At 64.2% G+C, this 10530-nt stretch carries 9 protein-coding genes and 1 pseudogene; 5 read left to right on the top strand and 5 right to left on the bottom strand.

Going from position 1 to position 10530, the window contains the following annotated elements:
- The first annotated feature begins 128 nt into the window (after positions 1-128).
- The 4 genes and pseudogenes from EV644_RS43970 (at position 129) to EV644_RS45040 (ending at position 2635) form a co-directional block, all read left to right on the top strand.
- Positions 129-620 carry a hypothetical protein gene (locus EV644_RS43970; protein ID WP_132197718.1) on the top strand — a complete coding sequence of 164 codons (492 nt, stop codon included), beginning with the start codon at positions 129-131 and terminating at the stop codon, positions 618-620.
- Between the two features lie 430 nt (positions 621-1050).
- Positions 1051-1365 (top strand): annotated as a pseudogene (locus tag EV644_RS48095) (hypothetical protein); the annotation flags it as partial.
- Positions 1322-1639: a DUF2750 domain-containing protein gene (locus EV644_RS48090; RefSeq protein WP_199240392.1), complete on the top strand. Its 318-nt coding sequence runs from the start codon at positions 1322-1324 to the stop codon at positions 1637-1639. The pseudogene EV644_RS48095 and the gene EV644_RS48090, both read left to right, overlap by 44 nt.
- Positions 1640-2359: 720 nt before the next feature.
- Positions 2360-2635: a hypothetical protein gene (locus EV644_RS45040; protein WP_158293119.1), complete on the top strand. Its 276-nt coding sequence runs from the start codon at positions 2360-2362 to the stop codon at positions 2633-2635.
- A gap of 100 nt (positions 2636-2735) precedes the next feature.
- Here EV644_RS45040 and EV644_RS43955 read toward each other — a convergent pair whose 3' ends face one another.
- Together EV644_RS43955 and EV644_RS43950 are read right to left on the bottom strand one after the other, a co-directional pair.
- On the bottom strand, positions 2736-3287 hold the full coding sequence (locus EV644_RS43955) for a DinB family protein (protein ID WP_199240391.1): 552 nt from the start codon (positions 3285-3287) through the stop codon (positions 2736-2738).
- Between the two features lie 53 nt (positions 3288-3340).
- Positions 3341-4264: a tyrosine-type recombinase/integrase gene (locus EV644_RS43950; protein WP_132197714.1), complete on the bottom strand. Its 924-nt coding sequence runs from the start codon at positions 4262-4264 to the stop codon at positions 3341-3343.
- Between the two features lie 156 nt (positions 4265-4420).
- Here EV644_RS43950 and EV644_RS43945 point away from each other — a divergent pair, with 156 nt between their 5' ends.
- A complete protein-coding gene (locus tag EV644_RS43945) occupies positions 4421-5455 on the top strand; it encodes an adenosine deaminase (RefSeq protein WP_132197712.1) in 1035 nt (344 codons plus the stop codon).
- Between the two features lie 208 nt (positions 5456-5663).
- Here the strand turns inward: EV644_RS43945 and EV644_RS43940 are convergent, their stop codons facing one another.
- The 3 genes from EV644_RS43940 to EV644_RS43930 all read right to left on the bottom strand — a co-directional run bounded on the left by EV644_RS43940 (position 5664) and on the right by EV644_RS43930 (position 10016).
- Complete coding sequence (locus EV644_RS43940) at positions 5664-6077, bottom strand: DUF6193 family natural product biosynthesis protein (RefSeq protein ID WP_132197710.1); 414 nt, start codon at positions 6075-6077, stop codon at positions 5664-5666.
- Positions 6078-6327: 250 nt separating this feature from the next.
- Positions 6328-9240 (bottom strand): hypothetical protein, encoded by a 2913-nt coding sequence (locus EV644_RS43935; RefSeq protein WP_132197708.1) that lies wholly within the window; start codon positions 9238-9240, stop codon positions 6328-6330.
- Positions 9240-10016: a hypothetical protein gene (locus tag EV644_RS43930; protein ID WP_132197706.1), complete on the bottom strand. Its 777-nt coding sequence runs from the start codon at positions 10014-10016 to the stop codon at positions 9240-9242. The genes EV644_RS43935 and EV644_RS43930 overlap by 1 nt, the downstream gene beginning before the upstream one ends.
- Positions 10017-10530: the final 514 nt, after the last annotated feature.

Here is a 10530-nt window from a genome sequence, read left to right as displayed (position 1 = left end):
GGCGTCAAGCGCACTTTGCTTGACACCGGCGAGGACCGGCGCACCCTGACCAAGGCGGGAAACGAGCACCTCCTTGACACAGAGGGGAGCCATGTCCGGATGGTCTCGCGGCGTCCTAGTCTCCTGCCATGGGCACGAGCAACGTCGATTTCCGTGGGCAGTCGTTCTGGACTCGCGATTCGGTGGTGAGTGTCGTCCTTGCGCTGCTCGTGGCCGAGCTTGACCCGGTGACGACGAGCGAACCTGAACTCGACGCCTTGTTGAACCGATGGGCGCTGAACGCTGCTCTCTGCGTCACGGGTGCCGTGGACGCAGCGTTGGACGACTACGCGACAAACGATCACGTCGTCGAGCTCATCCGCGCGGCGATTCCGCCGATCGAGGGCCGCCTCGCCAACGATGATGCCCTTGTCGAGGTGACAGATCCCGCCTTCCTGCGTCGGGCCGCCGCTGTCGGCATGGCAGAGCCAATCGACGCACCTGCCGCGCTTGCTCCGTGGGTTCATGAGGTTCTGGCTGCGCTGGACCAATTGCTCACCGGCCAGCTTCCCGAGGTACGGGGAGGCTATTGGTGGGTAGACGACAATGGCCTCCGCTTGACTCTCGGGCGCGACTCATGAGTATGTGAATTGCGGTCGTCTGGCATCCGGTACGTGGCAACCCTGCTCGGGGTGATCGCAGCGCTGGACTGACTTCCCGACGGCGATCCGCACGACGTCGAGGCCACCATCTTCGCGCAGGCCCTGAGTGGCGCGACGGTGCAGTGCCGACTTCGGAGCAAGCCACGCAGGCGGTCATCTCTTTGGGCAGCACGACGCGTATCAACCTCTCGCGTCGGTCGTTCGTAGCATCCGCACATCGCCATGACCGCGCGCTGACAGCGGCAGATGAGGACGGATGCGGCGGGACGGCATAGCGTTTGACAATGGACCGAGACTCGCTTGCTGATCTGCCTGCCGATTCCCGCCGCGAGATCATCGCGGAGGTGTGCGCCGTGCTTGGTGTTGACGCAGCGACTGCTGAGGACTTAGTTCGGTCGGCGGAGCCCTTGTGGGACGCGATGGAGCGAGCTGGTGGGCTCGTCGACTCTTGGGGCGGGGGCGAGTTCTGCCACATCTTCCCGCGCGTGTTGGCGTTCATTCGGTCGGGTTCGGTTGGCGGCTGACTGCGGCAGATGACTGCTTGTCGCGCGGCCTCTGCGAGCATGGCTTCGTGAGCACCAGTGCAGCGCGTGCCGCCGCGTTCTTCCGGGAGGCCAGGACGAGTCAACGCGTCTGGGCCATTCGCGATCAGGGCGGCTTCCCCGCGCCGGCGACGGGGGATGGTCTCAGGGCGATGCCATTCTGGTCTGCGCGGTCCCGGGCGGAGAAGGTCATCGCGACTGTTCCTGCGTACTCGGGAACCGGTCGAGATCGTCCTGTCGGACTTCCGCGAGCGGTGGCTGCAGGGGCTCAAGAACGACGGACTGCAAGTCGGAGTGAACTGGTCCGCCACCGCGACTGCCCTACGACATGTCGCCGATCGAGGTCGAGCGATGCTTGGCGGCGTCGTGAATGCGGCAGATCCGGATGTTCGTCAGGGGCCTTCTACGGACACCTTGACCTCGCCCAATGGACGGTTGAGCCTCCCACGCACGTAGACGGCGGCGGACGTGCTGCGGCAGTGGCGACGTCGTCATTGAGCCTTTCCGAACGAACGTCAGTTCGTCAGGCAACGACTCGCACTGTTGCCGTCCGAGCGTCATCCGATCGATGCCGCCCAGCATCGGGGCGTGTGCAGTTCGTATGTGCGAGCCACGAACACGATGCGGGCGAACACGCGCTCTGAGATCCAATGCGCATCTGGCTCTGCAGGATCGGACTCGTGGATGCTGACCGGCTCATCGCCGGCCTACGTATCCGCGGCAAGTCGATCTGCAAAGCGGTCGAGGATGTGCCCGGTCATGGGCCGTCCCGCATGTGACAATCTCGTGGTGCGTATTCTCATGGCTGCGTTGGCGCTCGCGCTGGCAACTGGTTGCTCTTCGGCGGACACGTCTTCGCCGCGCTCGGAGTCGACGCCAACTGTCACGGCAGCGTCCTCTCCAGCGGCTGCGTCGAGCTCGGCCGCTGCACCTGACGCCTGCGACCTGCTGACAACATCCGAAATTGCGCAGCTCATGCGGGGCGCTGGAGACGCGAATCCCGGCCTGGCAGGTGGACTACCCAACTGCCAATGGACGAGGCCCGACGGTCGGTACGTACAGGCGGTTGGCATCGACGCCTCCGAGTGGGCGCGAGCCCTTCCAGAGATGGTCCGGGCCCTCGAGGCCTCGGGGCAGTTCTCAGATGCGGAGAATATGCGAAAGCTTCGTGCCGCGGTGGCACTTCTCGAGGCCGGACAGGACCTCGACCCACACGAGGCGTGTTCTTTGTTTTCGCAGATGCTGGAGTTGCAGGGCCGGCCGCCGAAAACGTCGTTTGCCGTCTCGGTGATCCCCACGCGCTCGGATCCGAAGGCGGTATCGGGCCAAATGTGCAGCGTCGGGACCTACACCTCGGTCATGACTGCTGACGTGAATGGGCTCGACGGCCCGCTACCCATCGACGAGGTCGCGAAGGTAGCCAAGTTGGCCCATCGTCGAGCCATTGGGTGACGCGCCGTCATCGGCATGACCGCGCTTTCCTCTCTCGGCGGCATGTGAGTGCGTTGCTCGGGCTTCGAATCGTGGCCCCGAACTCGTCACTCGGTGCCGTTCACCCGGTCTGACCGTCGATCGACTCCCTGATCAAGTCGGCGTGGCCGTTGTGGCGTGCGTACTCCTCGATCATGTGGACCAGGATCCACCGCAAGGTGAAGGTCTCACCGGTTTGCGGGCTCGTGAGTACTGACTCCTCGTCGAGTCCACCGCGAGTGAGCGCTTCGTCGATGACCGCGTCTGAACGGCTGACGGCCTCGTCGAAGAGCGCCCGCAACTCCTCCGGAGTGTCGTCACGAGCCGATTCGAATTCCCAGTCGTTCTCGATGAGAGCCCAGTCGACGGTGTCAAAGGGCGGCGCGAACCCTGCGTCGCGGAACCAGTGATCGAACCACTGGGACTCAACGAGCGAGAGGTGCTTCATCAGGCCCCCCAGCGTCATGTCGGTCGGCGGGCATTGCTGCGCCAACTGCTCCTGGGTCAGACCGGAGCACTTCCACCGGAGCGTGTCGCGTTGGTACGCCAGTGATCCACGCAAGATTGCGACTTCGCTGCCGTGCAGTGGCGCTTCGGTGCGCGCATTGATGTCAAATTCCTGTGCTTCGCTCACAGGTGCGCATCGTAGGGGGACTACCGCTCATCGGCACGCCAGGACGCGGATGGTCAGGTGCCGGACGCCATGTAGGCGGCGAGGATGTAGTTGGGGTGCCTGTCGAGATTCTTCCGAGCGCGGTCGTAGCGCATCGTGGTTCTGGGGTCGGCATGCCGGGCGGCGATCTGCACGTCGCGCAGGTCGACGCCCGCGTCGAGCATGGTGGTGACGAAGGTGTGCCTGAGCATGTGCGGGTGCATGCGCGGGAGCTTGACGCCTGCTTGCTCGGCTAGTCGGCGCAGACGTCGGGTGGCGCAGTGTCGGTCCATACGGGTAGCGCGGGAGGACAGCAGTATCGGGCCGGCGGTCCGCTCGTCGACGGACCGCTCGATGGCGCGGCCGACGGCAGGCGGTAGCGGGACCAGGACGACCTTGCCGCCCTTGCCGCGCACTCGGAGTACCCGGTGGCCGTGCTCTTCGCCAATGTCTTCGATGTTGCTGCCGGTCGCCTCGAAGATCCGCAAACCGAGGAGCCCCAGCATCGTGACAAGCGCGAAGTCGCATCGGTTGGCCGAGTTCTTGGCGGCGGTGAGTAGCGCCTCGAACTGCAAGTGGGTCAGGCCGAGGGTCGGGGACTCGGCTGGCACGTTCGGCCGGCGGACGTAGTCGGCCGGCGAGTGCTCGAGGACGCCGTCGATCACACAGGTGCGGTAGAAGCCGGCAACCACCGACATGCGACGTGACACCGTCGATGGCCGGTATCGGCGGACCTCTTGCAGCCACCGGACGTAGAGCTCGATGTGAGGTCGGGCCGCTGCGAACGGATCGAGCTCGCGGGACTCGCACCAGATCATGTAGCCCCGCAAGTCCGACTCGGTGTGGACCCGCGACTGGCCCTGGAACCGCGCCAGGTAGGCGGCGACTGCCAACCGCAGCACCGGAGATGTAGCGACGACGACACCGGAGACGGCCGGCCCCGAATGTGAGGTATCCATGTACTCAGTGCCGAACCGACGCATCCCTGAATCAACCAGTTCACCATGCGCGGCATGAGAGTGCGTTGCAGGCCGTCTGACTCGCGGCGGATAGACGCATGGTCGAGCGGTGCCACTGCGGCGTGGCCGGCCAAGAAACGTGGTAAGCAGGCCCGTATGTTGCCGATAGCAGAGCTCCATCTTCACCTTGAAGGCACTCTCGAACCTGAAACCATCTTCGCGATCGCCGAACGGAATAGGGTCAGCCTGCCCTACAAAGACATCGACGAACTGAGGTCGCGGTATGCCTTCACCGACCTGCAGTCCTTCCTGGACCTCTGCTATGCGAACGTCGCCGTGCTGCTGGCTGCTCAAGACTTCTCGGACATGACGACCGCGTATCTGGATCGCGCACGAGCTGCGGGGGTCCGGCACGCTGAAGTCTTCCTCAACCCCCAGGCTCACACAGCGCGGGGCGTCCCGCTGCGAGAAGTCATGGAGGGGGTGGCAGGCGCCCTGTCGGAGTCGCTACGGACTCACGGCATGAGCAGTGGCCTCATCGTGGCGTTCCTGCGCGACGAGAGTGAGGAGTCGGCGATGGCGACCCTCGAGGCAGTTCTGACCCTCGACGTGCCGTTCATCGGGATTGGCCTCGACTCCGCAGAGGTAGGCCACCCACCATCGAAGTTCGCACGCGTTTTCGAGCGGGCGCAAGCCGAGGGCCTCCATCGCGTCGCTCACGCGGGCGAGGAGGGCCCGCCCGACTACATCTGGGAGGCGCTCGACGTGTTGGCCGTCAATCGGATCGACCATGGAAATCGCTGCCTCGAGGACGATCAGCTCGTCCGACGTCTCGTCACGGATCAAGTGCCGCTCACAGTGTGCCCGCTTTCGAATGTCAGCTTGAAGGTCGTAAACGAGCTCTCCTCGCACCCTCTTGCGGCGATGCTGGAGCGTGGCCTCAAGGTGACGGTCAACTCGGATGATCCCGCGTACTTCGGTGGATACCTCGACGACAACTTTGACGCGTTGATCGAAGCTGGGCATCTTGAGCCCGCGGACTTGGCCAGGCTGGCCCGCAATTCGATTGAGGCGTCGTTCGCTGATTCACGTCGAAAACTGCAACTGGAGGAAGAGCTAGATACGGCACTGGCCGAACAAGACGGCACTGCCGGGGAATGGGGGCCTTCGCCCGCAGCAGGCCAGTTATAGGGTTCGAAACACCGGCTTGGACGACGCTCTGTGACCAGGAAGCCTGAAGCGAGGACGGTCCCCAGGCGGGATCGACTCTTAGCACGCCGTCTGAAGCCGGCCGGTTATAGGCGGATCACGCTCGAGCGCTGCGTCTAACTGGGCGGATTGCCCCCGTCCGCTCATCGGCATGAGCGCGCGGATCGCGGTATGTCCGTGCGTTCGGGCCTCAGTCCGGAGGATGATCTGCATCGCCCAGCCATGTGGCACGGTTTGGCGGCAGGTTGTCTATCACCGTCGTGATCGCCAGATCGAGGTCGGTCGTATGGACGGGCTCGAGCGGCGGTTCATCAGTCGCAGCCCGCAATGCTTGGACGATGTACTCGTCTGGCCAGGCCGCGATGCAGGGTGAATCGAGGGTGAACGGGTAGTAGGAGCACCTGCTGAAGCACAGGCTGTTATGGCTGGTGAACGGAAACAGCGCGCGTAGCTCGGGAGTAATGAAGGCGGACTCGATGACTGGGCGTAGCGCGTCACCGACCCAACTGTCGTCTCCACCCCATAGAGAGCGTAGGGCAGTCCATTCAGCCAGCAGGGCCTCCTCCAACGTCTCATTCACCGCGAACAGTGTTGCAGAACTCATCGCAATCACGGCACTAACATCGGCATGGTTGTGCTTCACTCTCGGCGGCAGATCCGGACGTTCGGTGTGCGCCCACTCGCGACGGGATGATGCCGGCCGTCGGTGTGGTTGCGCTCTCGCCGAGATGCTCCATTGTCGTGGTCGCAGACGCATCGGTAGTGCCGTAGGAGTGCTTGAAAGGCGTTGTCAGTTTCAGGGAAATGACACTGTGACTTTTCTGCCGAACCATTGCTAGGTGTATAGGCGGCTCTCAGCCGCGTGCCCGCAGCTCGTTGACCCGCTGGAGCATCGTGAGGTGTCCTGCCCGGCCAAGATCGTTGAGAAGTGCCTCGGCCCTCGCTGTCAGATCGACGTCGTCGACATCGAGAGCAGCGGCAAACACGGCAGGTGCGTTCTCGATCAAGTCGTAACGCTCGAAGTCGCCTTCACCCGACTTCAACAACGCCGCGAGAACACCGAATGCAGCGCGGGGGTCAGCCTGCGCAGCTTCCGCGATCTGCTCGCCAATCATCCCGCGCCCGTCGAACCCGGGAACCTGGCTGGCAACGACCAATCTCGGCATCCACCACGTCGGTGAGAACTGACCGCACCTCACCCACCAGTAGAAGCCGCTTAGCTCACGCGACTGGTCCTCCGAGCCCTCAACCGCGTTCGCCCGCCAGTCCCAGATAGCCCGGGCGCGAGCAAGAAACTCTTCCGGGGCCTTCTCGTGCAGGAGCATCCACCCGAGGTGGCCGAGCACTGTGGAGCGAGCGGCCACATCGACGCGCGCGTAGTACGCGAGAAGCAACGGGTCGTCGAGCTCGATCTCTCCGCGCGCAGCGAGCAACGTGAGGTGGTCACCCAGCGACTCCGTCGCCGACCGGTGTGACTCATACCCGACTTTGACCGGCTCATCGTTTGCAAGGCGGTCCAGCCACTGCGCTAGCCACGGACGGAGGAGGTCGAGCAAGAACGCCGAAGGGGTGTACGCCGCGAGGACGGTCGACATAACGACGCTGGTGTAGTCGCCATCCCCCTCGAATAGCCGAGCCAGACGCTCGCGAGTCCAGGCCGAGTTGCTCCAGGCCAACGAACTGAGAGCCTCGCCGTAAACGGCAGCGACGGTCAGACTCGAGTCCCGCTCCGATCCGAGCCGCCCATCAAGTACGTCCAATGCTGCCTTGTTGACCTCGGGGACAGACGTACCCCGCTCATCCATTCCACTGCTGAACCGGGCGAGGCGTGCGGCGACACGCAGGGCATTTGGGCGAACGGTATTCATCGAGAGGGTGAGCGGGTCCATGTTGGACCCGCCGTACTCGGCCTCGTGTTCCGGAGTCGGATCGGGGTCGAGTGACAGTGCAGAGACGATCCGAACCACATCGGGCCAAGCGTCAACATCGACGACGGGCTTCGTGTCGCCACCGGCTGACAGGCCGCCCAGGAGCATCGACAACAACGAGTCGTGCACCGATGCGAGATCGGACCCCCGACCATGAATGTCGCCATCGATTGCCTCGGCCGGCTGCATCTCTACCAGCGAGGCGCCCAATCGCACCAAGGACGCCCATAGAAACTCCGCCCCCGAGTCGGCGATCTCGCGGAACGCGTTAAACAGCGCCGCGATGTAGCGAAGGTCCGTGTCGGCGAAGATACCCGCCGCCTTCGCATACTCGATAGGTCGAGCCTTTACGTCTTGCATGAGTGCGAACGTCACGCCGCCGTAAGTGGGCCCATGGAAGACCCGCTCCACCGGCTCGCTCCACGACCGCAGGAAGGCGACGACCTCCGGGAGGCTCCATGAAGCGATGTCGTCGACCTCACCCGGCGCCTTCTCGCCAACCCCGGAGCTAACGAACCTCGGGAACTCGGCGTGCTCCCACTCACCGAACTCCGCTTGCAGATCCGTCAGACGAGCAACAGCGGCCTCAGGCATATCCGTTGCGATGGAGCTCAAGATTCGCATCTGCCAGACGCGCCGACGCTCGTCGACAGCCTCCTGCGGTACGTCAGTCTCCGGGAACCGCCACGAAAGCCAGCCCCTGATCTCGTCGTCCGTGGCAGTCGGGCCGTCGAGCACAGTCCGCGTCCAGGCGGCGACGACATCACTCGCCGCAACCGGCAACACGCGCCTTGCGAACTCTGCGTACTCGTGGCGGTAGTCGACATCGAGGTATTGCTCATCACCGAGGACATCAGCGGCAAGCGACTGCGCACTATCCAGGCCCAGGCCAACTGCAACCGTGATGAGGTGGATGCCAACGCGACGTAGGAGCGGCTGGCGGCTCTCCATGAGAGGTCGGACCACATCGACTACCGGCAGTCCGTCGGCGAGCGCACGGATCGCAGCATCACGAAGGGCGTCGACTAGACCGTTCCCGACATCATCGAAGTGGTTGTTCTGTTCGTGAGCGGTGATCGAAGGACGCCAAACGTAACTACGGTCGGTTTCAACCGCGCCTGAGTCGTCGCCAGCCGCTTCGAGACCTCGCGCAAGTACCTGATAACGCTGGAGCCACCGCTGAAGCTCGGCGAGCCATCTCGCACCAAGCGGCGCCATCGCAATCGACACCGAGGCAAGCGTCTCGCTATAGGCGAAATCATCGATCCCTACAACTACGCGGCCCTCTCCAAAGCCAACCGCCTTTCCATCAGTGCCGGTCGCCTCGCGCGGACCAAAGGCGCAGGACGCGAGATGCAGCGCCTGCTTCCACTTGCCGTCCGTCATGAGTGCCTCCATGATTCGGACGATCTCCTGCGGCGGCACCAAGCGGCTACGATCGGTGCTCAGGTACTCGCCAACAATCTTGCTCAGCTTGGCTGCGTTCTCGCCATCGAGCCGGGCGGTGGCTGACACGACCATGCGTCGAGCAAAGGGGTCTTCCGTGGTTGCCATCCTGACGAGGATCGGCGTGACCTTCGACGGGACAAATTCAGCCATCCGGACGAGGTACTCACCCTCGGACCACACTTTCGATCTGAGGTTGCCCTCGGCGTCCTCGAACGGCGCGGGCACATCGTCGAACGCACCGAGCTTGTCCAGCGGTTCCACCCACAACGGATTCTGCAATCCCTGGTAGAAGAGTCGCCGATGCTGCTCGTCGGCACCGAGCACGAGCAGGGCGTCCGCCACCTGCTGCTTCGTGGGTGCCTCGTAGCCGAGGTCGTCGTCGGCACGCACTACGCGTCGCCCCTCTTTCGGTTAGCTGCCACGAGCATTGTCTCAACTGCGGCGAGGCTCTTGAAGAACTGCTCGACGCGCGCACGCAGGACGATCTCGACTCGCTCGAAATGCGCCAACGCCGCTCCATGTGCAGGCAGCGCACGGACAGGCCGGCTGAGGTGGACGTAACCCATGAAGAAGCTCTGCGTTCTCGCGAATGTAGCGATGTTGGCGTGATTCTCGGTGACGATCCCGGTCACAAGCGCGCCGCGCACCTTCCGCGCGTTGCGCGACCCCTCGACATCGGCGACGACGTAGGCGGCCGCGGCAACGACCAGCGCGTCGGGAACAGTTCGCCGCACAAGCGCCTTCGGCTGCTGCGGTTCGGCCGTGTCATCGGCAACGGCCGCCGCCTCCTCGCTCGCACCCAACTCGTCGAGGTGCTCACCCCAGACTCGCGATAGCTCACGACCGGCGGCTGATGTGTCCGAACGCGGCGGCAGCCCGTCTATCCCGAGGATGTGCGGCAGCGCACCACAGATCTCGCGGACACAGTGCGCAACGGTTACGAGCCTCGGCATCGACCACCCCGCGGGGTCCATGCCATCCACGGCCATTTCGTACAACCCGCCGATAGTTGCATCTTGCTTGAGCAGCGCGGCACGCAGTGATTGCCGCTCCGGCGTCCAAATCCCCGTCAGAGGAGGGTCCGGCTCGCGCGGTTGCTGTGGCTCGCGCGCGGGCTTACCTAATGGGGACGCAGGTGGCAGCTCGGCCGTGCCGGGTTCAACCACCGCCGCGTACCTCCTATCGGACCGCCCGGATCGCGAGCACCGGATGGTGGGCTATTTGGCCCGAACTGAGCAGGCCCCACCGCCAGTGACTACTGGACGACATCCTGCCACGGTTTTCCAAGTCGTTCGGATGCGTTCGGACCCGGCCTAGCTCACGCCTTGTTGCCCTGGAACGACCGTGCTCGAGGGGTGGAGACCGCTTGCGGGGTCGACCGATCTCGGCCGGCCTGTCCCTGCAAATGGCTGAGCTTCACTCCCTGGGAGCCCGCGACTCCAGTGTCCGCTCTCTCTTGTCGCGGCTGGGAGCATTCTTCCCAGACGCGCCACCTAGGTCCGCAAGTCTCCGACGCAATCGGGTCATGTTCGACGACGCGTCAATCTGGGCGAAGTGGGGCGCCCATGGTGGGCGCTGCGACGCACGCTCATCGGCTGCTTGTTTAATTGCCTGTAGGACCGATCCTGGCGAGGCTTGGTCCAGGCGCTCGGCTCGTCGCTCTCATTTCGGCTGCCCACG

The sequence above is a fragment of the Kribbella orskensis genome, from assembly GCF_004342085.1.
Lineage (GTDB): Bacteria > Actinomycetota > Actinomycetes > Propionibacteriales > Kribbellaceae > Kribbella > Kribbella orskensis.
The sequence above is the reverse complement of the archived record's forward strand: the minus strand, read 5'-3'. Positions and strand labels throughout refer to the sequence as shown.

Coding starts and splice junctions, on each gene's coding strand:
- EV644_RS43940 (WP_132197710.1), bottom strand. CDS start 6,077: ATGAGTTCTGCAACACTGTTCGCGGTGAATGAGACGTTGGAGGAGGCC.
- EV644_RS43950 (WP_132197714.1), bottom strand. CDS start 4,264: ATGGATACCTCACATTCGGGGCCGGCCGTCTCCGGTGTCGTCGTCGCT.
- EV644_RS43970 (WP_132197718.1), top strand. CDS start 129: ATGGGCACGAGCAACGTCGATTTCCGTGGGCAGTCGTTCTGGACTCGC.
- EV644_RS43945 (WP_132197712.1), top strand. CDS start 4,421: ATGTTGCCGATAGCAGAGCTCCATCTTCACCTTGAAGGCACTCTCGAA.
- EV644_RS48090 (WP_199240392.1), top strand. CDS start 1,322: ATGGTCTCAGGGCGATGCCATTCTGGTCTGCGCGGTCCCGGGCGGAGA.